This is a genomic window from Niallia sp. FSL W8-0954, from assembly GCF_038005605.1.
Classification (GTDB): domain Bacteria; phylum Bacillota; class Bacilli; order Bacillales; family Cytobacillaceae; genus Niallia; species Niallia circulans_A.
Window position 1 is genome coordinate 1,947,715 of record NZ_JBBOTN010000001.1, and the last position, 23,949, is coordinate 1,971,663.

19 protein-coding genes are annotated in these 23,949 nt (G+C 36.7%); 17 read left to right on the plus strand and 2 right to left on the minus strand.

The window, feature by feature from the left end; genetic code table 11:
• Complete coding sequence (locus tag NX902_RS09470) at positions 1-1,713, minus strand: Rqc2 family fibronectin-binding protein (protein WP_123259614.1); 1,713 nt, start codon at positions 1,711-1,713, stop codon at positions 1-3.
• A gap of 378 nt (positions 1,714-2,091) precedes the next feature.
• Here NX902_RS09470 and NX902_RS09475 point away from each other — a divergent pair, with 378 nt between their 5' ends.
• The 7 genes from NX902_RS09475 (at position 2,092) to priA (ending at position 11,049) form a co-directional block, all read left to right on the plus strand.
• Complete coding sequence (locus NX902_RS09475; protein WP_095329123.1) at positions 2,092-4,770, plus strand: calcium-translocating P-type ATPase, SERCA-type; 2,679 nt, start codon at positions 2,092-2,094, stop codon at positions 4,768-4,770.
• A gap of 207 nt (positions 4,771-4,977) precedes the next feature.
• Positions 4,978-5,850, plus strand: coding sequence for a YicC/YloC family endoribonuclease (locus NX902_RS09480; protein WP_217279701.1), 873 nt, complete (start codon positions 4,978-4,980; stop codon positions 5,848-5,850).
• Positions 5,851-5,910: 60 nt separating this feature from the next.
• Positions 5,911-6,174, plus strand: coding sequence for an extracellular matrix/biofilm regulator RemA (gene remA, locus NX902_RS09485; protein ID WP_016201046.1), 264 nt, complete (start codon positions 5,911-5,913; stop codon positions 6,172-6,174).
• Positions 6,175-6,183: 9 nt separating this feature from the next.
• The gene (gene gmk, locus NX902_RS09490) at positions 6,184-6,798 is read left to right on the plus strand and encodes a guanylate kinase (RefSeq protein WP_095329125.1); all 615 of its coding nucleotides are present in this window, start codon (positions 6,184-6,186) and stop codon (positions 6,796-6,798) included.
• Between the two features lie 3 nt (positions 6,799-6,801).
• Complete coding sequence (rpoZ, locus tag NX902_RS09495; RefSeq protein WP_047939945.1) at positions 6,802-7,020, plus strand: DNA-directed RNA polymerase subunit omega; 219 nt, start codon at positions 6,802-6,804, stop codon at positions 7,018-7,020.
• Between the two features lie 406 nt (positions 7,021-7,426).
• The gene (coaBC, locus tag NX902_RS09500) at positions 7,427-8,641 is read left to right on the plus strand and encodes a bifunctional phosphopantothenoylcysteine decarboxylase/phosphopantothenate--cysteine ligase CoaBC (RefSeq protein WP_095329175.1); all 1,215 of its coding nucleotides are present in this window, start codon (positions 7,427-7,429) and stop codon (positions 8,639-8,641) included.
• Positions 8,638-11,049 carry a primosomal protein N' gene (gene priA / locus NX902_RS09505; RefSeq protein WP_095329126.1) on the plus strand — a complete coding sequence of 804 codons (2,412 nt, stop codon included), beginning with the start codon at positions 8,638-8,640 and terminating at the stop codon, positions 11,047-11,049. Before coaBC ends, priA begins: the two co-directional genes overlap by 4 nt.
• A 112-nt stretch (positions 11,050-11,161) precedes the next feature.
• Here priA and NX902_RS09510 read toward each other — a convergent pair whose 3' ends face one another.
• Positions 11,162-12,082 (minus strand): ArsR/SmtB family transcription factor, encoded by a 921-nt coding sequence (locus NX902_RS09510; protein WP_095329127.1) that lies wholly within the window; start codon positions 12,080-12,082, stop codon positions 11,162-11,164.
• A gap of 224 nt (positions 12,083-12,306) precedes the next feature.
• Here NX902_RS09510 and NX902_RS09515 point away from each other — a divergent pair, with 224 nt between their 5' ends.
• The 10 genes from NX902_RS09515 (at position 12,307) to rlmN (ending at position 23,949) form a co-directional block, all read left to right on the plus strand.
• The gene (locus NX902_RS09515; protein WP_095329128.1) at positions 12,307-13,572 is read left to right on the plus strand and encodes an extracellular solute-binding protein; all 1,266 of its coding nucleotides are present in this window, start codon (positions 12,307-12,309) and stop codon (positions 13,570-13,572) included.
• Positions 13,573-13,836: 264 nt separating this feature from the next.
• Entirely contained in the window at positions 13,837-14,760 is a 924-nt protein-coding gene (locus NX902_RS09520; protein ID WP_328587979.1) for a carbohydrate ABC transporter permease, read from the plus strand.
• A 16-nt stretch (positions 14,761-14,776) separates the two neighbouring features.
• The gene (locus tag NX902_RS09525) at positions 14,777-15,622 is read left to right on the plus strand and encodes a carbohydrate ABC transporter permease (protein ID WP_095329129.1); all 846 of its coding nucleotides are present in this window, start codon (positions 14,777-14,779) and stop codon (positions 15,620-15,622) included.
• Positions 15,622-16,059 carry a hypothetical protein gene (locus NX902_RS09530; RefSeq protein ID WP_095329130.1) on the plus strand — a complete coding sequence of 146 codons (438 nt, stop codon included), beginning with the start codon at positions 15,622-15,624 and terminating at the stop codon, positions 16,057-16,059. Before NX902_RS09525 ends, NX902_RS09530 begins: the two co-directional genes overlap by 1 nt.
• A complete protein-coding gene (locus NX902_RS09535; protein ID WP_095329131.1) occupies positions 16,059-17,801 on the plus strand; it encodes a glycoside hydrolase family 2 protein in 1,743 nt (580 codons plus the stop codon). Before NX902_RS09530 ends, NX902_RS09535 begins: the two co-directional genes overlap by 1 nt.
• A 17-nt stretch (positions 17,802-17,818) precedes the next feature.
• The gene (locus tag NX902_RS09540) at positions 17,819-19,654 is read left to right on the plus strand and encodes a glycoside hydrolase family 2 protein (protein ID WP_095329132.1); all 1,836 of its coding nucleotides are present in this window, start codon (positions 17,819-17,821) and stop codon (positions 19,652-19,654) included.
• A 421-nt stretch (positions 19,655-20,075) separates the two neighbouring features.
• Positions 20,076-20,564: a peptide deformylase gene (def, locus tag NX902_RS09545; protein ID WP_095329133.1), complete on the plus strand. Its 489-nt coding sequence runs from the start codon at positions 20,076-20,078 to the stop codon at positions 20,562-20,564.
• Complete coding sequence (fmt, locus tag NX902_RS09550; protein ID WP_095329134.1) at positions 20,557-21,516, plus strand: methionyl-tRNA formyltransferase; 960 nt, start codon at positions 20,557-20,559, stop codon at positions 21,514-21,516. Before def ends, fmt begins: the two co-directional genes overlap by 8 nt.
• Positions 21,503-22,855, plus strand: a complete 1,353-nt coding sequence (gene rsmB / locus NX902_RS09555) for a 16S rRNA (cytosine(967)-C(5))-methyltransferase RsmB (RefSeq protein WP_095329135.1) — start codon at positions 21,503-21,505, stop codon at positions 22,853-22,855. The genes fmt and rsmB overlap by 14 nt, the downstream gene beginning before the upstream one ends.
• Positions 22,852-23,949, plus strand: coding sequence for a 23S rRNA (adenine(2503)-C(2))-methyltransferase RlmN (gene rlmN / locus NX902_RS09560; protein WP_341160697.1), 1,098 nt, complete (start codon positions 22,852-22,854; stop codon positions 23,947-23,949). The genes rsmB and rlmN overlap by 4 nt, the downstream gene beginning before the upstream one ends.

The window sequence follows — 23,949 nt, forward strand, 5'->3', positions numbered from 1 at the left end:
TTAGCTTTTTTTCAAGCGAATAACCGTTTCTTCATCTGGAGTAACATAAACAGTTTGCTGATTATCATATATGACAAAGCCTGGCTTTGCGCCACTTGGCTTTTTCACATGACGTACTAATGTGAAGTCAACGGGAACAGAGCTAGATTGGCGTGCTTTACTGAAATAAGCTGCTAATATTGCTGCTTGCATGATTGTTTCCTCGGAAGGCTCTTTGCTGCGAATGACAACATGGGATCCAGGAATATCCTTTGTATGCAGCCAAATTTCATCTCTAGCTGCAACTTTATTTGTTAAGTAATCATTTTGTTTATTATTCTTTCCGACGATAATTTCTGTGCCATCGGACGAAACATAGTAGTCTAAGACAGGCTTTATATTTTGCGGCTTTTTATTTTGCTTTTTCTGTCTTTCTCTAAGGTAACCTTCTTCCACTAACTCTTCGCGAATTTCTTGAATATCCTTCGGAGAGGCAGCAAGAATTTGCTGATATAGTGTTTCAAAGTATCCATATTCTTGGTCTGCTAGTTTAATTTGTTCCTTAATAATATCAATCGAATTTTTTGCTTTTTGATATTTTGTAAAATATTTTTGCGCATTTTCAGAAGGCGACAGTCTTGGACTAAGCGGAATCTTAACGGTTTTACTCTCTTCATCATAATAATTGATTACTTCTACTTCTGACAGGCCTTTTTTAACCGCATAAAGGTTTGCTGTCAAAAGTTCACCAAGTAATTGATATTGTTCTGCATTTTCAGCTTCCGACAAAGAACGTTCTAGTTTTTTTATTTTCTTTTTATTTTTATCACGTTCATTTACAATAAACCGTTCTAAATCATTGCTTTGCTGTTTCACACGGTCTCGTTCTGCTTTTCCGAAATAATAGCGATCGAGCATTTTACTTAATGTAGGAAAGGACTTCACGTTTCCTTTGACATGCTCCATTGATAGGCAGTAAAAATATTCTTTCTCTGGAGTATCCATAATAGAAGGAGCATAATTGCCATTTTTTATTGGCTCCATTACCATAAGAAAAGCTTTTGGCAAAGTTTCACGGTTGGCAAGACCTGCCTGATAGACCATTTCTTTAGCAACTAGTGGAGATAATCCGGCAAATTGCTGGACCAGCTGTTTGTCCAATTTTCCGCTATTAAAATCAATAGCTCTTAGAATATCTTCTTCTGTTGCAGTATAAGGATCTTGTTTTTCTTGTTTTGGCGGTGCTAAATACTCATAACCGGGAAGAATAGCTCTATGACTATTAACAGCATACGAAATATGTTTAATGCTATCTAGAATAGTATTTTTATCGCGGTCAACCAAAATGATATTGCTGTGTCTCCCCATTATCTCGATCATTAGTTTTTTATAGGAAGTATCGCCAATTTCATTTCTTCCCCTAATTTCTAAAACAATGATTCGTTCATTGTCTATTTGATAAATGTCTTCTATAAAATAACCTTCTAAATGCTTGCGGAGAAGCATGCAGAACATTGGTGGTTCTTTAGGATTTTCATAATTTTCTTCCGTAATTTGAATGCGGGCATAGCTAGGATGAGCAGATAATAGCAATTTTTGATTTTTTCCATTAGCTCGAATGGATAAAATAATTTCATTGGTAAAAGGCTGTTGAACTTTATTAATTCGGCCTCCTAGTAAAAGCTCTTTTAATTCAAGAGACATTGCGCGTGTAAATAAACCATCAAATGACATAACTAACGACCTCATTTATAATAATTTCCCTCTTTACTCTATCTTTATTGGGGAAGAAATACAAGGATTTGGGTTGAAAATGCTTGTGATTTTGCTATAGATGCAAGAATAACGAGAAGTGGAGGCAGCCTTCGATAAGTTTTAATTTGTAAAAAATAGATGAGATCTAGGCATATGGTATTTTTTCTCATAATAAATAGGAATTAAATCTCTATCCTTAGCATTTTTTCGGCCAAGCTTGAATATGATTCTCTTAGAGTGGTGTTGGGACAACTATGTATGTTAGTAAGTTGCTAACTTTTGTTCAAAACAGCTACGAATTTCTTCGCTGCTACTATAGCGAACGGTGAATGAAAAAGGGGGAAGTGAGATGGCCGGATGAACTATCATGAAATGAACGAAAAAGAAGTAGAACAAACATTGAATACTGATTTTTCGGCTGGGTTATCAGATGAAGAAGCGGAAAAGCGACGAAAGAACTTTGGATACAATGAATTAGAGGAAGGAGAAAAGCAATCACTCCTGCTTATTTTCTTCAGTCAATTTAAGGATTTTATGGTACTCGTTCTTTTAGCTGCCACGCTTATTTCAGGTTTATTAGGCGAATATATTGATGCAATTGCGATAATTGCAATCATCATTCTCAATAGTTTTCTTGGATTTTTTCAAGAGATAAGAGCAGAAAAATCATTATCTGCATTAAAAGAATTATCACAGCCTCATGTTCAGGCACTTCGGAATGGAGAATGGGTTAGTCTATTATCGAAGGAGCTAGTTCCTGGTGATGTCATAAAATTCGCGAGCGGGGATCGAATAGGAGCAGATGTCAGAATTATTGAATCAAGAAGCCTGGAAGTGGAGGAATCTGCGTTAACCGGAGAATCTGTGCCAGTTCCTAAAACAGTATCTGCAATCAAAAATAATAATCTAGCACTTGGTGATATGGAAAATATGGGTTTTATGGGAACAATGGTATCCCGTGGAAGTGGTGTCGGGGTTGTTATTGGGACAGGAATGAAAACAGCAATGGGGCAAATTGCTGATTTGCTGCAAAATGCAGATTCTGTTACCACCCCGCTGCAAAGACGTTTGGAGCAGCTAGGGAAAATTCTCATTGTCACAGCATTACTATTAACCGTATTAGTTGTGGTGATTGGGGTTCTTCAAGGGAATGATTTATACACAATGGTACTAGCCGGTGTATCATTAGCGGTAGCCGCGATTCCAGAAGGGTTGCCCGCGATTGTAACGATTGCTCTATCTCTTGGTGTTCAGAAAATGATTCGCAAAAATGCTATTGTCAGAAAGCTTCCTGCTGTCGAAACTCTTGGCTGTGCTTCAGTCATTTGTTCTGATAAAACCGGAACATTAACGCAAAATAAAATGACAGTAACCAAAACTTGGATTGGCGGAAAAACATATACGGTAGATGGAACCGGATATGAGCCGCAAGGGCAATACTATGTAGGTGAACAATTAGTAAATCCAGCAAAGGATAAGGCACTACAACAGCTTTTAACCTTTGGAATGCTTTGCAACCACGCCGAGATTTTGCAAAAAGATGATGATTATGTTTTAAATGGGGATCCGACGGAAGGCGCGATTTTAGTTGCCGGGATGAAAGCGGGATTCACTCGTGCTCAATTATTAAATCAATTTGCGATTGTCAATGAATTCCCTTTTGATTCTACAAGAAAAATGATGAGTGTTGTGGTGAAAGATCCAACTGGACGTCAATTTGTTGTTACTAAAGGTGCACCTGATGTCTTAATTGGTCAGAGTAAATCAATACTTTTCGAAAATCGTTCGCAAGCTTTAGGAAATAAGGAAAAGCAAGTGGTTCAAGATGCGATCAATGGCTTAGCTTCCCAGGCGCTTCGTACCATTGCGATTGGCTATAAGGAAATTTCACCAAATACCCTTATTATGCATGAAAGAGAAGCAGAAAAGGATTTAATTTTCATCGGTCTCCAAGGAATTATTGATCCGCCAAGGCCAGAAGTAAAACAAGCTGTAAAAGAATGTAAAGAAGCTGGTATAAAAACAGTAATGATTACAGGAGACCATGTTATTACTGCAAATGCTATTGCGAAACAGCTAGGCATTGCCAATAATCACTCTAAAGTAATGGAAGGGAAAGAGCTTTCAGATCTAAGTTTAAAAGAATTAGAGGATATCGTTGAAGATGTTGCTGTATTTGCACGAGTTTCGCCAGAGCATAAATTGAAGATTGTTCAGGCGTTTCAAAATAGAGGGCATGTAGTTGCGATGACTGGGGACGGAGTAAATGACGCTCCAGCGATAAAGAAAGCTGATATCGGAATTGCAATGGGAATCACAGGCACGGATGTCGCAAAGGAAGCATCTTCTTTAGTATTGATGGATGATAATTTTGCGAGTATTAAATCTGCTATTGTAGAAGGAAGAAATATTTATGAAAACATTCGTAAATTTATCCGCTATTTACTTGCTTCAAATGTTGGGGAAATACTGGTGATGTTATTTGCGATGCTATTGGCACTTCCTTTGCCGCTTGTTCCTATTCAAATTTTATGGGTGAATTTAGTAACAGACGGTTTGCCAGCGATGGCCTTAGGCTTAGATAGACCGGAAGATAATGTTATGAAAAGAGGACCGCGTAGTCCGAATGAAGGTGTATTTTCTAGAGGATTGGGCTGGAAGGTTATCTCTCGCGGGTTCTTGATCGGTGTTTCGACTATTCTAGCCTTTATGTTTGCCTATAACAATAATCCAGAAAATCTTGAATATGCCCAAACTGTTGCTTTTATAACATTGGTACTTGCCCAGTTAATTCATGTATTTGACTGCCGCAGTGAAAAATCCATTCTTTCAAGAAATCCATTTGGCAATATGTACTTAGTTTGGGCTGTGGTTTCTTCCTTAGTATTGGCACTTATTGTTATTTACGTGCCAGGGCTGCAAGAAATCTTCCATACACTGCCAATAGCAATGAAAGATTGGCCAATGATCATCGGATTCGCCTCCGTACCAACTTTTTTACTCGCAGGATCATTTTTATTAAGTAAATCAAAATAAAATATGTTATAATCCAAAAGGTAGTAGAGATCACTCTATTACCTTTTATTTATTTGATGCTGTTTTTAATGCTGATTTCTAAAAGGTTAGTAACTATATAATGTATAATGAGAAATGATCGAGTAATAAAGCAGCGATTAAACTTTGTGGAAAAAGCACAAGCAACATTAATTCGCACATTTTTTAGAAAACGGATGTGTCAGTATAATGAAAAGCATGACTGGATTTGGAAGAGCAACAAAACAATATCACCATTCAACACTTCATATCGAAATAAAGTCGGTCAATCACAGGTTTAGCGATCAGATTATTCGGATGCCAAAGCAATTTCTATATTTGGAAGATCAAATAAAGAAAATTATTTCAAACTATATACATAGAGGTAGAATCGAAGTATTTGTAACATTAGAGGATGAAGACAAAAAAGGTCAAGAAATTATAGTGGATTGGCCATTACTTGATCAATACTATCAATTGCTTCACCAATTAAAAGACAAATATTCTATCAAAGAGCCCATCTCCCTTCGTGATTTATTAAATCAAGAAGAGTGTTTTCAAATAGTAGAACGAGAGCTTGATATGGAAGAACTATCAGAAGTGTTGCTTGCTACAATGGAAGAAGCGGTTGTCCAGTTAAATAGGATGCGCACTATTGAAGGAGAGGAATTATCCAAAGACTTAGAAAGCAACCTTAAGCAGATAGAAAAGCTAGTTGCGAATTTACAGTCATTGGCTCCAGAAGTGATAGCACAATACCGTGAAAAGCTCAAGGCAAGAATAGAAAGTTATTTAACGGAACCGATTGATGAAGCACGCCTTATTACAGAAGTGGCGATTTTTGCAGATAAAGCAGATATTAATGAGGAATTGGTTAGATTACATAGTCATATTAGACAGTTTTATCAAATTATGGAAGAAAATAACCCGATTGGAAGAAAGCTTGATTTCTTACTTCAAGAAATGAACAGAGAGGTTAATACCATTGGCTCCAAAGCTAATTCAGCTGATATTGGAGCAAATGTGGTGGAGATGAAAAGCTGTTTAGAAAAAATGAAAGAGCAAATTCAAAATATTGAATAATAAGGGTTTAGAATAAATCTTCCTAGTTAAAACTAAAAATAATAAGATTGGAGAAGACGAATGTCCATAAAATTAATCAATATTGGTTTTGGAAATATAGTTTCTGCAAATAGAATTATCTCTATTGTCAGTCCAGAATCTGCTCCTATTAAACGTATTATCCAAGATGCTAGGGATAGAGGATCCTTAATAGATGCAACGTATGGACGAAGAACAAGAGCTGTTATTGTGATGGACAGTGACCATGTTGTTCTTTCAGCAGTTCAGCCAGAAACAGTTGCACACCGTTTAAACGATCGTGATGAGATCATAGAGGAAGGGTAGGAGAAAAATTTGGTAGAAAAGGGACTTTTAATCGTTTTATCTGGACCTTCTGGTGTAGGGAAAGGAACAGTGAGAAAGGAAATCTTCTCACAAAAAAATACATCCTTTGAATATTCTATTTCCATGACAACCAGATCACCGCGCGCTGGTGAGGTAGATGGAGTAGATTACTTCTTTAAATCAAGAGAAGAATTTGAGAATTTAATTGAACAAGGAAAATTACTAGAATATGCAGAGTTTGTTGGAAACTACTATGGTACACCTGTTGACTATGTAAGAGAAACAACATTAAAGGGCAAAGATGTCTTTTTGGAAATTGAAGTAGAGGGTGCGAAACAGGTTCGTGAGAAGTTTCCAGATGGATTATTTATCTTCTTGAGCCCGCCGAGTTTATCAGAGTTAAAAAATCGTATTGTGACAAGAGGAACAGAGTCAGAAGAAATTATTAACAACCGCATGAATGTGGCAAGAGAAGAAATAGAAATGATGCACTTATATGATTATGTCGTAGAAAATGATACAGTAGAGAATGCTTGTGAAAAAATAAAAGCAATCATTGTTGCAGAGCATTGTCGCAGAGAAAGAGTAGAACCAAAATACAAAAAAATGCTGGAGGCTAATTAATCTATGTTATATCCATCTATTGATAAATTAATGACAAAAATCGATTCCAAATATTCATTAGTATCTGTTGCTGCAAAAAGAGCAAGAAAGCTACAAACAAATGCGAAACCGCAATTAGCAAAATATGTTTCTCATAAAAATGTCGGGAAAGCATTAGAAGAAATCAACAAAGATCAATTAACTTATCGTGTGAATACACCCAATGGCGCAAGCGAGGAATAATTAATATTTAATCAATATAGTACGGAATAAAAGGCTTAAGTAAAAGGAATGATTCCATTTACTAAGTCTTTTTTCATGGACATAATGATTATTTAATTATATGCTAACAATAATAAAAGAAATGCAAATCTTACATATGGCTGAAGTTTAAGCATATTGATTCTAACAAAGTTGGGGGAATTTCTGTTCAGGATTGCTCACATTTTTTATGAGCAACTTGCTTCTTTAATTCAATAGCCTTATTCATAAACAAACAATATATCTTATTCTTAACGAAAAAAAGATTCATATAAGTCTGACAGATACAAATGGTTCAACTAACCGGTAAGAGAGGGTGAGGGACAACTTCTCTGACTGATGATATGATCATAAACTTTAGAATAAAAAGAAAGGAAGTAGGCACATGATGTTGAATGGCAAGAAGATTCTTCTGTGTGTAACAGGGGGAATTGCGGTATATAAGGTATGTGCTTTAACTAGTAAATTAACGCAAAAGGGTGCAGATGTGAAGGTTATCATGTCGGAATCGGCAATGGAATTTGTGAATCCATTAACCTTTAAAGCCCTCTCTAAAAACGAAGTATATACAGACACCTTCGATGAAAAAGATCCAAAAGTGATAGCACATATTGATTTGGCTGATTGGGCTGATCTAATTTTAGTGGCCCCAGCAACGGCCAATGTGATTGGAAAGATTGCAAACGGTATTGCGGATAATATGATCACAACAACTTTGCTTGCAGCAACAAGTGACGTTTGGATTGCGCCAGCGATGAATGTACATATGTATGATCATCCTGCTGTTATTAAAAATATTAACACGCTTCATGACTATGGTTACCGTTTTATCAACCCAGGTGAAGGCTATTTAGCATGTGGCTATGTCGGAAAAGGAAGATTGGAAGAACCGGAAATGATTGTTCAGCATATGGAGGACTATTTTTCCGATAATAACAAGAACAAAATCCTAACTGGAACAACCGTCCTCGTGACTGCTGGACCAACGCGTGAAAAAATTGATCCAGTTCGTTTTATTTCTAATCACTCCTCTGGAAAAATGGGATATAGTATTGCTAAAAAAGCAATTGCGTATGGGGCAGATGTTATTTTAGTATCTGGACCTACGAATCTAGCTCCACCAAAAGGTGCTCAAGTTATTTCAGTGGAAAGTGCGGAAGAGATGTATAACGCTGTAATGACATCCAGAGAAAAAGCTGACATTATTATTAAAACAGCTGCGGTAAGTGACTATAAACCCACGATTGTTTATGACCACAAAGTGAAAAAGCAAAGTGGTCCCGAAACAATTGAATTCACGCGGACCCAAGATATTTTATCCGAACTTGGAAAAAGAAAAGAACAGCAGATTCTCATTGGCTTTGCAGCAGAAACGCAAAATATGGCTGAATATGCAATGGATAAATTAAAACGGAAAAATGCAGATATGATTGTGGCTAATAATGTAAATAGACAAGATTCTGGCTTTGGAACCGATACAAATCTTGTGACGATGTACAAGAGAGATGGAACTTCTATCGAATTACCGCTTCTTTCTAAGGATGAAGTAGCGGAAAAAATCTTGGAACAAGCTATGTTGATGAAGGAAGCTGTTCAAAAATGACGGTAGCCAAAGTAATTGTCGATGTACCGGCAAAACAAACGGACAGACCCTTTGATTATCTAATTCCAGAAGAATTGGAAGATGTTATTCAACCAGGAATGCGCGTAATTGTTCCATTTGGTCCTAGAAAGGTGCAAGGTTTTGTGGAAAGCATAGAAGAAACCTCAAGCTTTAAATCATTAAAAAAAATCATAGAACCGATGGACTTAGTGCCCGTTTTAAATAAAGAACTTTTATCTCTTGCTGACTGGTTGTCCCATTCTACGCTCTGTTATAAGATTTCTGCTTTTCAAGCGATGTTACCACCGGCTTTAAAAGCTAAATATGAGCGTAAAGTAAAGAAGGTATCTGGGGAAGAAGAGAAGATGGCTGAAGGGGTAGCCGCTCTTTTTACGAAAACGGGAGAAGTGGTTTGGGAGGAAGCGTTAAAGAATGTATCTCTTTCTTCCTTACAAAAGGAAGTGAAGAAAGGAACAATCGAGGTTTCCTATGAGGTACAATCAAGAGGCAAGAAGAAGAAGGTAAAACATATTTATCCTCTTCTAAATAGGGAAGAATTACTTCATTATGAAGACTCGCTGAATAAAAACGCTAAAAAACAAAAAGAATTATTGGTTTATTTTAGTGAGCATCCAGACCCAATCGAACAAAAGCAACTACTTACGAAATTGAGTATTTCAACAGCTGTAATAAAAGGCTTAGTCGAAAAAGGGCTTCTTGCAGAAATGGAAAAAGAAGTATACCGCGATCCTTATCAAGAGCGGGAGTTTGAAAGAACATTTGCCTTGCCTTTAACCGATGATCAGGCGAAAGTGGTGGCGCCGATTCATCAAGCGGTAGAACAAAATCAGCATGAAGTTTTTCTGTTGTATGGTGTAACCGGTAGTGGGAAAACAGAGGTATATTTACAATCCATTGATAAAGTGCTGGCAAAGGGAGAAGAAGCAATTGTGCTTGTTCCGGAAATAGCGCTGACACCACAGATGGTCAATCGCTTTAAAGGCCGCTTTGGCGATCAGGTTGCCGTTCTCCATAGTGGGTTATCGGTGGGAGAAAAATATGATGAGTGGCGGAAAATCCAAAGAAATGAAGTAAAGGTGGTAGTTGGAGCTAGATCTGCTATCTTTGCGCCATTTACAAATCTCGGGCTTATCATTATTGATGAAGAGCATGAAATGACATATAAGCAAGAGGAGAATCCTCGCTATCATGCTAAAGATGTCGCGATCGAGAGAGGGAAAAAGCATGGCTGTCCGATTATTTTGGGTAGTGCCACGCCATCTTTAGAAAGCTTTGCAAGAGCTCAAAAAGGTGTATATTCTTTACTGTCCCTTCCAAATCGTATGAATAACCAAGAACTCCCAAAAGTGGAAATTATTGATATGCGAGAAGAATTGAGAAGTGGTAATCGTTCCATGTTTTCCGAAGTGTTGCTGGAAAAACTAAAAGATCGTCTAGAAAAGAAAGAGCAAACAGTATTGTTTTTAAATAAACGGGGACATTCCTCCTTTGTCATGTGCCGTGATTGCGGTTATGTGGTGAAATGTCCAAATTGTGATATTAGCTTGACCTATCACCGTTTTCAAAATCAGATGAAGTGCCACTATTGTGGATATGAAACGTATACGCCTACCACTTGTCCAGAATGCAGCAGCGAGCATATTCGATATTTTGGCACAGGGACGCAAAAGGTAGAAGAAGAGCTGACGAAAATTTTGCCTGAAGCAAGGGTTATTCGCATGGATGTCGATACAACAAGTCGAAAGGGAGCCCATGAAAAGCTGCTGCAAAAATTTCAAGAGGGAGAAGCAGATATTCTATTAGGCACCCAAATGATTGCCAAAGGACTAGATTTCCCAAGAATTACGCTAGTTGGTGTACTGTCAGCTGATACAATGCTTCATTTGCCAGATTTCCGCTCATCGGAGAAGACCTTTCAATTACTGACACAAGTAAGCGGAAGAGCAGGCAGACATGAATTGCAAGGCGAAGTAATTTTCCAAACCTATACGCCAGAGCATTATAGTATTGAGCTTGCGAGCGAACAGGATTATGACCGTTTTTATGAAACAGAGATGATGATTCGCAGACAACATGCTTATCCTCCCTACTATTTTCTTACGATGATTACGATTAGTCATGAAGAGCTAATGAAAGTAGTCGGGGTTGCGGAAAAAATCACGCAGATCGTCCGAAATAGATTATCACCGCAAACGGTTATTTTAGGACCAGTCGCTTCACCAATTGCTAGAATAAAAAATAAATATCGCTATCAATGCCTAATAAAGTATAAACAAGAACCAAACTTAGAAGAAGTTTTAAAATCAATATTAGATCATTACCAAACAGAAATAAGCACAAACGGCCTACAGATTTCGATTGATGTTAATCCGTTTATTTTGATGTAATGTTCTGTAGAGTAATCGAACTGTTTGATCAGATTGTAACTAGTAAGACCATAGTATTAAAAAAACATGGGTAGGGTCTCAGTCAATGACCTTACCCATGTTTTTTCTTTCGTTAATTATTTTCCTTCTCCAAATAATAAATGCCAACCTGAATATTTTGTTTATGGTTCCCGAAATGTTCCCCGAATATAGTTAATCCACCAACTCTTTCAGATTCCTCTTCGACCGCAATTCTCAGAGTGAGGAAAGGAGAGCTCTCAAGCTGTAATTCATTAATCGTTACGCTCGAAAAGGGTTCGCCATCAATCCCTGTATCGATTTTATTCACTCTGATCGTTTTTAACAAACCGTACTGACTAAATTTATCATTCCACCATTTTGGTGTATAGCGACCTCTCACATCAGAAAAATTACCGGGAACAGTGTATGTACCGAGCTTTACATTATTTAAATAAAATGTTATGTCGCTCGGCCAAACATTATTGGAAAGTGGGAATTCAGAAGCAAGCTCCAGACTGATTTCTACCATTTCTGGAATTTCATTTGGTCCTAGTAAGTTAGGGATTTTATACTCTACAAATCCTTGAGACAACCATAATAGCTGGGCGTCCACTCTTTGGCTGTCCATAAAATATTTTGGATCATCTGCTTTCCCGATTATTTCTTTTTCTGTTGCGATCCCACAAGTAGGCTTTACAGAAAAATCTGTATAATGGCCAATTTTTAAATCAGTTTCGTGTAGTTGATATTCTTTAAATATTTTTCGTGGAAAATGAATTTCAATATTGTCTATCGCTAAATAAACAATTTTTTGGAGTCCTGATTTTCCAGGGATTCGTTCCGATTTAACAATCCCTGCTTCTTCTAGCTTTTGAATATGACGGGTAACAATGGCGGCGCTTATGCCTAATTGTTTTGCTAAATCAGAAATATTCATGTTGTTTTTTGCGAGAATTTCTATAATCTCTATTCTTGTTTCACTAGCAAGGGCTTGATAAATATGAAAATAGTCTTTTGAAATTTGTATTTGCATAGCAATCTCCTTTAACTTTATGGTTAAAAAGTAGCTTGTCTGTTTATTTTATCATTCACAGTGTTTAACTACAATAGAAAACACTAAAAATATTGTTTAAATAAGATTGACAACGCTTTCTTATGTTGTTAAATTAATAGTGTAATAAGAAGTTGTGCAATTACTTTAACTTTTTAGTTAAAGATTTTTACTAAGTGTTAAGTTAAATAAAAGGAGGAATTAATGTGGGGGCAAAGAGCAAGCTTTGGAAGTATGTTGGTGTGATTGGACTCTCAATCAGTATTTTAGCAGGCTGTGGCGATTCAGAAGCAAGTAGCAGTGCCAAGAATGAAATAACGTTTTGGAATCCGTTTACAGGTCCAGATGGAAAAAATATGCAGGCGATGGTAAATGAATATAATAAAACAAATCCCGAGTACAAAATCAAAAACGTCTCTTTAAAAGAAGGAGATATGTATACGAAAATTCCAACGATTGTAAACTCTAAAAAGAATATTCCAGATTTAACAATTGTCCATGCAGAACGAATTAAACAGTTTAAAGATAATGATATGCTGACTTCTTATAATGACTTGCTTGCAGATTTTCCGGAAATTAAAGCAGATAACTATGTAGCAGAAGCTTGGAAGATTGGAGAACTAGATTCAGAGCGTTATAGTATCCCGTTAGATATTCATACTTTCGGTCTTTACTACAACAAAGATTTAGTTGATCAGTATTTGCCGACAGCATTGGATGACAATATCGTTACATTTGATGAAATTAAACAAGTTGGCGAGAAAGCCCAAAAAGATAAAATCAGAGCACTAGGGGTAACGTGGCTAAAACCTAATTTCTTGTCCTTGTATGCACAAAATGGTGGTGAGTTAACAGAAGATGGTATTCAACCAACTTTAGTTAACCAAGCAGCAAAAGATACTTTTAATCTATGGAGAGATTATGTAAAGGCTGGTTATACAACAAAGGATGGAGAAGATCCGACCCAAATGTTCTTAACTGGAAAAGTTGTCTTTCTTCCTGAAGGAATTTGGATGCAAAACCAAATTAAAGAATCAAAGGTAAATTGGGGTTTAACTAATGCGCCTCAATTATCAGATGATCTATCAAAAGCGGTCAACTGGTCTTCTTCTCACCAATTTGTCATGTTGAAAGATGACTCACGTACGGAGGAAAAAGAAAAAGCTGTTGTGAAGTTTTTAGACTGGGTTCGTGATAATTCAATGGAATGGGCAAAATCGGGACAAAATCCAGCTACGCTTGCGCTTTTAGAAAATGAAGAATATAAAGCAATGCCACAATCCTTCTTCTTGGCAACGCCTGAACAACAAGCAACATTAAAAATCTTTGACTATAAATACAATGGTTATGTTTCAGAACTATTAGATTCTAAAGCTGGGGATGTTGTATTCTCCAAAACAGAAACAGACAAAGCATTAGAAGATATGGAAAAAGAAATATCTGCTAAGGTAGAAAAAGATAATTCGAATTAATGTTTGCCAAAAAGTAAAAACGCTTACTTATAGAGTGATTGGAGAAGCCGCTGACTTTAAAAAGGTAGTGTTTACTGTTGTGGAATATTATTATGCGAATTCTTATTGAACTTTATCCTAAACAGCTAATGGAATAAAAAGCAAGCAGCCTAAATATAGAAACAAAAGTGCAGCAGGAAATCGAAGTATTTAGGCTGTATGCTCAAACTAGAATAAGATTAAAATCTTATTCTAATAGAAGCGAGAGGAAAGGAAGTAGGGCGTATGGAAACTGTTCCCGCTACGAAAAATGTAAAACAAATGAAATTAAAAAACTCCAGAAGTACATCCTTTGCACCATGGCTATTTTTAGCCCCTCATTTGATCATTTTTGGAGTGTTTTTTCTTATTCCAATCTTTTTTGGAATTTATATTTCTTTTACAGAATGGGATTTAATTAGTTCGCCAATTTTTGTTGGATTGGATAATTACAAAGAATTATTACTTCAACCAGACTCCGTCTTTTATGAACAACTTCATAATGGGTTGAAAAATACCTTTTTATTTGTTCTATTTACTGTCCCATTTTGTATTATTGTACCTCTGCTTCTTGCAGCAGCTTTGAACACAAAACCAGTTCTATGGAAAGTATTTCAGTCTTTATTCTATTTACCATCATTGTTTGCAATTTCTGCTGTCATCATTATTTGGGGGCTTATGTTTAATGTAACATATGGTCCAATTAATAATATTTTCAATCTGGAAACCGTTTGGACTGGTACTCAGCCATATGCATGGATTGCATTGGTAGCAGTAACAGTTTGGTGGACGATTGGAGGAAATATGATCATTTACCAAGCGGCATTGAATGGTATTCCGAAAGATTATTATGAAGCGGCAGATATTGATGGCGCATCTCCTTTTCAGAAGTTTATGAAAATTACCCTTCCGAGCATTAGAGGTCAAATTCTATATACGGTTGTTATTACAACCATTGCTCAATTTAATGTTTATGGACAGCCGTTGATGTTAACAGGTGGCGGTCCAACAGATTCAACAAGGGTGTTATTAATGGATATTCAGCAAAATGCCTTTGGTTCAGGTCAATCAATTGCGGGGATCTCGTCGGCGATGGCTGTTATTCTTGGACTTTGTATAATGGTTGTTGCATCATTACAATTCTTTTTCTTGAGAGAGAAGAAGAATTAATTAAAGGAGGAAGAGTATGAGCAGTAAAAGAATCAATCCACTACCTAAAATAATCGGGTTTGCCTTTTTGCTTATCATGGCTGTGATTTGGATTATTCCTTTATTATGGGGAGTTGTAACCTCCTTTAAATCAGAGATAGAACTACAAACAGTAGGCTTTAAATTTCTTCCCATTGAATGGGTACTGACAAATTACACGACTTTATTAGTTGATAATACAAGTACACCATTGGTTCGTTGGTTTACAAATTCAGTTGTTATTTCTGTGTCACACACATTATTAGTATTAATTGTGGTGACATTATCAGCCTTCGCTTTTAGTAGATTGAATTTTAGAGGGAAAAATGGTTTGTTTGCCTTTTTAATGGCAACGATGATGTTTCCTGGTGTAGTAAATCTTATTCCTCTCTATAAAATCATCGATATTCTTGGTTGGGTAAATTCTCCGATTGCGATGATTGTTCCAGGCGCAGCAGGTGTATTCAATATTTTTCTAGTTAGACAATTTATGAATAATATTCCTCTCGAATTTGATGAAGCAGCTCGTATGGATGGGGCAAGTGATTTTCAAATTTTAGGTAAGGTAATTTTGCCTTTGATCAAACCGGTTCTCCTTGTTGTTGCCTTATTTTCCTTTACAGGATCATGGAATGACTTTTTATGGCCATCAATTGTTTTTAATGATATAGAAAAAATGCCGATCACACCGGGGCTGCAGCTATTGCAAGGGATGTATCAAGCACAGCCAACCTTATTAATGGCAGGCGCATTGGTTGCGATAATTCCCACCTTTATCCTGTACCTATTCGCACAGAAATATTTCTTAGAATCAATGTCCTTATCAGCTGGAGTGAAAGGATAATGAATAGAAAACTAGAAAGAAATTTAGTTAGAATAGTAGGCGTTTGGCAAATCGTTGATGGACTTATTACGATCCTGCTATATGGAACAGTAAAAAAGGTAGAAGGTGCTAAGCTTGTGGAGGACTCGGCTTTTGTCTATATAAAAGCGATGGAATCTTATGTTGGAAGTATCTATATATTCATTGGTATGTTTGGGGCTTTATTAATTGGTCTAGGATTAATAAATTTAGTCTGTGCCAAGAAATATATGATAGATGATCAAGTTCATGTAAAGGTTGCCGTATGGCTGTTTGTATGTGGAGCACTATCCTATATCATCATGGATATTATCAGTCTAGTTTTATGTATGTCAGCGGGTATTTTAGTTTTAGCAAAAAATAAATCTATTCGAAAAATAAATAGGACAATAAATAAACGAGTCGGAGGTATAAATTAATGAATGTATTGCATCCAAATCCTCAGTTTCACAGAGTGGAATGGGTTTCTTTAGATGGAAAATGGAAATTTGCGTTTGATGATAAAAAAGTGGGAGACAAAGAGAGATGGTATGACTCTTTTCCAGAAAGCCAAACAATCAATGTGCCGTTTACTTATGAGACGAAAGCGAGCGGCGTCAATCAGCAAGAACATCATGAAACAGTATGGTATGAAAGAACAATCGTAATCGATGATACAAAGAAGCATCCAATTGTCCATTTTGAAGGAGTAGATTATGAGGCTTTTATCTATGTAAATGGGAATCTTGCCACGATCCATCAAGGAGGTTACCATGGTTTTTCTGTGGATGTAACTGACTTTGTAACAACTGGAGAGAATAAACTAACTATTAAAGTCAAAGATTCAAAGGATTGTGCACAACCAAGAGGAAAACAGCGCTGGCATGATGAGAATTTTGGCTGCTGGTATGTTCAGACAACAGGAATATGGAAATCCGTTTGGTTGGAATATGTAAATGAGTTTCACTTAAATCATGCGAAAATTACACCATTATTTGATGCCCAACAAGTAGCGATTGAAGTAGAAACAAAAGGAATTCCGCTAACGGCAGATGGCTATAAAATAGTGGCATCCATCCAATTTGACGATAAAGTAATCAATGAATTAACAGCTAATATAATTGATAATGCAGCGTCCCTTACTGGAAGTGTATTAGAAAGACTGGATCCATGGACAATGAAAGTATGGAGTCCAGAAAGCCCTAAATTATATGATTTGACGCTTAAATTGTACCACCATGATGAATTACTGGATGAAATTCACTCTTATTTTGGTATGCGCAAGATATCTATTGAAGGAAATAGAATTCTTCTTAATAATAGAGAGTTATATCAACGCTTAATTTTGGATCAAGGCTACTGGGAAGAATCAGATTTAACACCACCAAGTGTTGCGGCGTTGGAAGAAGATATCGATAAAATATTAGAGTTGGGATATAACGGAGTTCGTAAGCACCAAAAAGTAGAAGACAGCAGATTTTTATATTTAGCAGATAAGAAAGGGCTTCTTGTCTGGCTGGAAGTTGGTTCAACGTATGGCTTTAGTGACAAAGCAGTCCGCAATTTTACCCATGAATGGCTGGAAATTGTGAAGCAAAATTACAACCATCCGAGTGTGATTACATGGGTGCCATTTAATGAATCGTGGGGCATTGGCGATATCCATCATGATAAGCAGCAACAAGCTTTTACGGAAAGTATCTATCATTTAACTAAAGCGTATGATCGTAATCGCCCTGTTATCACAAATGATGGCTGGGAACATACTATTTCCGATATTATCACCCTTCATGACTATGAGGAATATGGAGCGTTGCTTGCAAGTAGATATAAAGACAGCGACAAGTTAATGTCAAATGGCATCCAGTTCAATAAAGGTTTTTATGCTTTTGCAGATGGTTATCCGTATAAAGGACAGCCAATAGTTATTTCAGAGTTTGGCGGAATCGCTTTCCAAACAGAGGAAGGTTGGGGCTATGGGAATCAAGTGAAGGATGAAGAAGCGTTCTTTAAACGTTTTGAAGACATCCACCATGCAGTTCAGGATTTAGAATACGTATGTGGTTATTGTTATACACAACTAACCGATGTCCAACAAGAAGTAAATGGCTTACTTACAATCGATCGGAAGCCAAAAGTTTCTGTAGAGAGAGTAAGACAAGTAAATACCCGAAGATTATAATCATAGGAGTGTATACGATGACGAGACAAGAATATCCCCGTCCGCAGTTCGTACGTGACCAGTGGATTAACTTAAATGGAACTTGGCAATTTCAGTTTGATGATAAGAATGTTGGTGAACAAGAGCAATATTTTAATAAAGAAACACTGGATAAAGAAATACAAGTACCTTTTGTTTACCAATCTAAGTTAAGTGGAATTGGGGAAAGAACCATTCATGAATATGTATGGTATAAGAAAGAAGTAGTGATTCCTAAATACGCAGATAAACGAACGATCTTGCATTTTGGTGCAGTAGATTACTATTGCAAGGTATACGTGAACGGAAAATTTGTGGGAGACCATGAAGGCGGGCATACTTCATTCTCATTTGATATTTCGAATTATTTATTAGACGAAAACCAAAGTATTACTGTTAAAGTCTATGATCCTATCAAAGATGAAACCATTCCACGAGGGAAGCAGTTCTGGGAAGAAGAACCAAGGGCGATTTGGTATACGAATTCTACAGGGATTTGGCAGACGGTCTGGGTGGAACAAGTAAATAATGATTATCTGGAAAAAGTTCGATTTACTCCTGATCTAGACCGCGGTGTCGTCTGGATGGATTTTGATTTAAATAAAGAAGCAGAAATATCAAAAGCGAATTATTATGTGAAATACAAAATAAGTTTTAAGAATATTTTAATTGCGGAAGATCGAATTAAAATGAATAATCTTGCGGAAAAACGTGCGGTTGATATTATCCAAAATAAAATCTTTCGCACAAATTTTCACGATAGCGGCTATACTTGGTCACCGGAACACCCAAATTTATTTAACGTATCTATCGAACTTTGTGATGAAAAAGGAATCGTTTTAGATAAAGTACAATCTTATTTCGGCTATCGAAAAGTTCATACAGAAAATGGTATGGTTTATTTAAACAATAAACCATATTATCAAAAGCTGGTTCTTGATCAAGGTTATTGGCCAGAGGGGCTTTTAACGGCGCCGAAAGCAGAAGATTATAAAAAGGATATAGAATTAGCGAAAGAAATGGGATTCAATGGCTGTAGAAAGCATCAAAAAACAGAAGATCCTCTCTTCATGTATTATGCAGATACATTAGGTTTTCTAGTATGGGGAGAATGTGCATCTGCTCCTGTTTATACAAAAGAAGCGGCGACAAGATTAATGAAGGAATGGATGGAAATAGTCGATCGTGACTATAATCACCCTTCTATCGTTACTTGGGTTCCCTTAAATGAAAGCTGGGGTATTCCGGATATTCATCATGATAAAAAACAACAGCATTTCTCTACAACCATGTATCACATGCTCCATGCTATTGATGGTACACGTCTGGTTATCTCAAATGATGGCTGGGAAGCAACCGTTACAGATATCTGTGCGATTCATAACTACGGTCATGGAAATGCCGATGAAAAAGCGAAGTATCAATACTTTAAAGAGTCCATATCTACAGTTGATAATTTACTTACACATTCACATAGTAAATGGGAAGTGTATGCAGAAAACCACTCCCACCAAGGAGAACCAATCCTGTTAACAGAATTCGGAGGCATCGCCTTTAAAATCGGCGAACAAAGCGGTTGGGGCTACACTTCTGTGGAGAACGCAGAAGATTATATAACAGAATACCGCAAAATCATGGAAGCAATCTTTCAATCAAAGGGATTATGGGGCTATTGCTATACGCAGCTGACAGATGTTGAACAAGAAATTAATGGGATTTTAACGTATAATCGGATTCCAAAATGCGATTTATCCAAGATTAATGAACTGAATAATCTCTTCTTTCCCGAGCGATTGGCGATTAAAGGGAAGGTGGCTAATGGAGGCATAAACTAACTAGATAATCTGTAAAGACCAACAATCTCTCATTTAGCTATTAGCTAATGGTTATTTTCTAATGCTGGTTGTTGCTGGTTTAAATGTAGTCATGTTTAAAAACTAATTTGTTCCAAACTATACTTATCAACAGTAATATGTTAAAATGTTCAAGGCTCATGACAGCGAAAATGATGGATGGTTTCAAGTTATCCTGAGTTTCCTGACATGGGTTTTTATTTTGTCCGCTCAAAAAAATAGTAACGAACGAATTAATTTCCAAAAGGAATACATAGCTATTTAGTAGCAGGGTTTGATAAAATACAAAAAGGAATGAGTTTTAGCATAGGCTGTTTGTCTGAACAATAATGGCAAGACTGTCTTCGATTAATACTAGCAAACCTTTAATCGACTATCTCTCTTAACGTTTGGAGGAAATAATGTGGCAGTAAAACAAATTGTAATGTACCCGGATCCGGTGTTAGAAATACCATGCGCGGAAGTTACAGTCTTTGATAAAAAATTAGCAAAGTTATTAAACGATATGTATGATACAATGATTGAATTTGACGGAGTAGGACTAGCTGCTCCACAAATCGGTATATCGAAACGCATTGCTGTAGTAGATATTGATGATGATATGGGTACACTGGAATTAATTAATCCCAAATTATTAGAAGTAAATGGCTCTCAAGTTGGTCCCGAAGGATGTTTAAGTTTCCCGGGATTATTCGGAGATGTCGAAAGACCATTGTCTATTACAGTAGAGGCGCAAAATAGAAAAGGAAAAAAATATATAATAGAAGCAGAAGAATATTTAGCACGAGCAATTTTACATGAAATGGATCATTTAGATGGAGTGCTATTTACATCAAAGGTAATTCGCTATCTAGAGGAAGATGAGCTAGAAGGAGTGGAAGCAAATGACTAAAGTAGTGTTTATGGGAACCCCGGATTTCTCTGTTCCTGTATTACAAAGATTATTAGAAGAAAAGTATGAAGTAATTGCGGTTGTGACACAGCCTGATCGTCCTGTGGGCAGAAAAAAGGTGTTAACCCCGCCGCCAGTAAAGGTAGAAGCTCTAAAACATGATATCCCTGTCTATCAACCAGAGAAGATTCGTCAATCAGACGAGCTGAAAGCTATTATCTCTTTGAACCCGGATATTATTGTGACTGCTGCGTTCGGTCAAATTTTGCCAAAAGAGCTATTAGATGCACCAAAATTCGGCTGTGTGAATGTTCATGCGTCCTTGCTTCCTGAATTAAGAGGAGGAGCTCCAATTCATTACAGTATTTTACAAGGAAAAGAAAAAACCGGTATTACGATTATGTATATGGCGGAGAAGTTGGATGCTGGTGATATTATTTCAGTTGCGGAAGTGGAAATTGAAGAAGAAGATACAGTAGGGACACTGCATGATAAATTAAGTCGTGTCGGAAGTGATTTATTAGCGGAAACTTTGCCTAAACTGTTAGCAGGAGAAATTACACCAATTCCGCAAAATGATGAGGAGGCGACGTTTGCGCCAAATCTGAAGCGTTCGGACGAACAAATTGACTGGACTGTTTCTGGAGAAGAAATTTACAATAAAATACGTGGACTAAATCCTTGGCCAGTAGCTTTCACTCTTTATCAAGGAAAGGTGATGAAAGTATGGGCGGGGAAGAAAGTGGCGAAAAAGAAAGATGCCGCTCCTGGAACGATTGTCGACATAACAGATCAAGGTCCAATTGTCGCAACAGGTAATGACACATACATTCAATTAACAGAAGTACAACCAGCGGGCAAGAAGAAAATGGACATCAGCGAATTCTTACGTGGGGCTGGCAGTAAAATGCAAGTAAATGAGATATTAGGAGTTACGAATGAAGAAAACTAAAAAAAATGTGCGAGAAGCAGCATTAGATATTTTGGAAGCTATTCAAAAAAATCAAGCGTATAGTAACTTATTGCTAAATACGACGATTAAGAAAAATGAGATTCCATCTAAAGATATCGGTTTGTTAACAGAAATTGTTTATGGAACGCTGCAACGAAAAATGACCCTTGAATTTTATCTACGTCCTTTCCTCAATAAAGGAAAGAAAATAGAAGAGTGGGTTTATATTCTTCTGCAGATGACTGTCTATCAAATTGTTTATTTAGATCGTATTCCCGATCATGCTGCCATAAATGAAGCAGTAGAAATTGCTAAAAAAAGGGGTCATAAAGGAATAAGCGGCTTTGTAAATGCTGTACTAAGAAATATGCAAAGACAAGGCTTGCCATCCTTTCATGAGATTCAAGATGAAATAGAACGACTTTCCATTGAAACAAGTCATCCAACTTGGCTTGTAAAAAGATGGGTCGAGCAGCTTGGTGTAGAAGAAGCGAAAAAAATGTGCGAAATTAATCTAACAGCACCGATGCAAACTGCAAGGGTTAATACAACAAAGGTTTCTGTAACGGAATGTATAGAACTTTTAACAGAAGAAGGATTTCAAGTAGAAGCAAGTGAGGTAATTCCAGAAGGGATTAAAGTTTTAAAGGGAAATATCGCTCATTCATCTGCTTATGAAAAAGGGCTGCTGACGATTCAAGATGAAAGCTCGATGATTGTTGCTTATGCACTAGATTTAGACAAACCTTATTCCGTATTGGATGCTTGTGCAGCTCCAGGTGGTAAATCTACTCATATTGCAGAGAAGATGAATAAGGACGGCAACATCCTTTCTATTGACCTTCATGACCATAAAGTAAAGCTGATTAAGCAAAATGCAGACCGCTTAAATTTACCAACGATTGAAACGAAGGCAATGGATTCAAGAAAGCTGGACAAAAGCTTGGAGCAAGAAAGCTTTGATCGAATTCTGTTAGATGCACCATGTTCAGGGTTTGGCGTAATGAGAAGAAAGCCAGATATGAAATATACAAAAACAGAAGCAGATGTCGATCGGCTGCAGAAAATTCAGTTGGATTTACTAGCATCTGTTTCCCTGCTTTTAAAAAAAGGTGGAATATTAGTATATAGTACCTGTACCATTGATAAAGCAGAGAATGAAGAAGTGGTGGAGAAATTCTTAGCTGCCAATACGCAGTTTGAGAGAGATAGTACATTGGCAGATCGTCTGCCTCAAGATGTAAAGAATTACGCAGAAGGAAATGAATTACAGATATTACCGCAATATTTTGGCTCAGATGGCTTTTATATTGCAGCATTAAGAAAGAAGGTGCAATGATGGAACAAGTAAAAACATCATCAAGAAGAAGACAAAAAGCAGAACCAACTATTCCCTCGATATACTCAATGGAATTGCAAGCACTAAAGGATTGGCTGACAGCGCATAATGAAAAGGCGTTTCGTGCGGATCAAATTTTTGAATGGCTATATAAAAAGAGAGTAACCTCTTTTGAAGACATGTCTAACTTATCGAAAAATTTACGTTTAATGCTTCAGGAAAATTTTACGATTACAACATTAAATACGCTTATTCAGCAAACATCAAATGATGGGACTATTAAATTTTTATTTGAATTACATGATGGATATTCCATTGAAACAGTTTTAATGCGCCATGATTATGGTAATTCTGTTTGTGTAACAACCCAAGTTGGCTGTCGAATCGGCTGTACTTTCTGTGCTTCTACATTAGGTGGATTAAAAAGAAACTTAGAAGCAGGAGAAATCGTTGCACAAGTCGTAAAAGTACAACAGGCATTAGATGAATTAGGCGAACGTGTAAGTTCAGTTGTTATTATGGGAATTGGGGAACCATTTGATAACTTTACTAGTATGTTAAGTTTCCTCAAAATTATTAACCATGAACAAGCATTAAATATTGGAGCAAGACATATCACTGTGTCAACCAGTGGGATTATCCCGAGAATTTATGAATTTGCGGATCAAAATATGCAAATTAATTTCGCGGTTTCCCTGCACGCGCCAAACACAGAGTTAAGAAGCAGACTAATGCCAATTAACAGAGCGTATAAATTACCTGATTTAATTGAAGCTATCCGCTACTATGTGGATAAAACAGGTAGACGTGTAAGTTTTGAGTATGGTTTGTTTGGGAACGTAAATGATCAAGTTGAGCATGCGGAAGAGTTAGCTGAGCTTGTGAAAGGAATCAAGTGTCACGTAAACTTAATTCCTGTTAACTATGTACCAGAAAGAGATTATGTAAGAACACCGAAGGATCAAATCTTTTTATTTGAAAAAACGTTAAAGAAACATGGAGTAAATGTAACAATCCGTCGTGAGCAAGGTTCAGATATCGATGCTGCATGTGGACAGCTTCGTGCGAAGGAGAGAAAAGAAGAGACGAGGTGA

Excerpts from the sequence above, each read along its gene's own strand:
- NX902_RS09470 (WP_123259614.1), bottom strand. The coding sequence starts at position 1,713 with ATGTCATTTGATGGTTTATTTACACGCGCAATGTCTCTTGAATTAAAA.
- rpoZ (WP_047939945.1), top strand. The coding sequence starts at position 6,802 with ATGTTATATCCATCTATTGATAAATTAATGACAAAAATCGATTCCAAA.
- NX902_RS09535 (WP_095329131.1), top strand. The coding sequence starts at position 16,059 with ATGAATGTATTGCATCCAAATCCTCAGTTTCACAGAGTGGAATGGGTT.
- rsmB (WP_095329135.1), top strand. The coding sequence starts at position 21,503 with ATGAAGAAAACTAAAAAAAATGTGCGAGAAGCAGCATTAGATATTTTG.
- NX902_RS09475 (WP_095329123.1), top strand. The coding sequence starts at position 2,092 with ATGAACTATCATGAAATGAACGAAAAAGAAGTAGAACAAACATTGAAT.
- fmt (WP_095329134.1), top strand. The coding sequence starts at position 20,557 with ATGACTAAAGTAGTGTTTATGGGAACCCCGGATTTCTCTGTTCCTGTA.
- NX902_RS09540 (WP_095329132.1), top strand. The coding sequence starts at position 17,819 with ATGACGAGACAAGAATATCCCCGTCCGCAGTTCGTACGTGACCAGTGG.
- NX902_RS09525 (WP_095329129.1), top strand. The coding sequence starts at position 14,777 with ATGAGCAGTAAAAGAATCAATCCACTACCTAAAATAATCGGGTTTGCC.
- NX902_RS09530 (WP_095329130.1), top strand. The coding sequence starts at position 15,622 with ATGAATAGAAAACTAGAAAGAAATTTAGTTAGAATAGTAGGCGTTTGG.
- NX902_RS09510 (WP_095329127.1), bottom strand. The coding sequence starts at position 12,082 with ATGCAAATACAAATTTCAAAAGACTATTTTCATATTTATCAAGCCCTT.
- priA (WP_095329126.1), top strand. The coding sequence starts at position 8,638 with ATGACGGTAGCCAAAGTAATTGTCGATGTACCGGCAAAACAAACGGAC.
- remA (WP_016201046.1), top strand. The coding sequence starts at position 5,911 with ATGTCCATAAAATTAATCAATATTGGTTTTGGAAATATAGTTTCTGCA.
- coaBC (WP_095329175.1), top strand. The coding sequence starts at position 7,427 with ATGTTGAATGGCAAGAAGATTCTTCTGTGTGTAACAGGGGGAATTGCG.
- NX902_RS09520 (WP_328587979.1), top strand. The coding sequence starts at position 13,837 with ATGGAAACTGTTCCCGCTACGAAAAATGTAAAACAAATGAAATTAAAA.
- rlmN (WP_341160697.1), top strand. The coding sequence starts at position 22,852 with ATGATGGAACAAGTAAAAACATCATCAAGAAGAAGACAAAAAGCAGAA.
- NX902_RS09480 (WP_217279701.1), top strand. The coding sequence starts at position 4,978 with ATGAAAAGCATGACTGGATTTGGAAGAGCAACAAAACAATATCACCAT.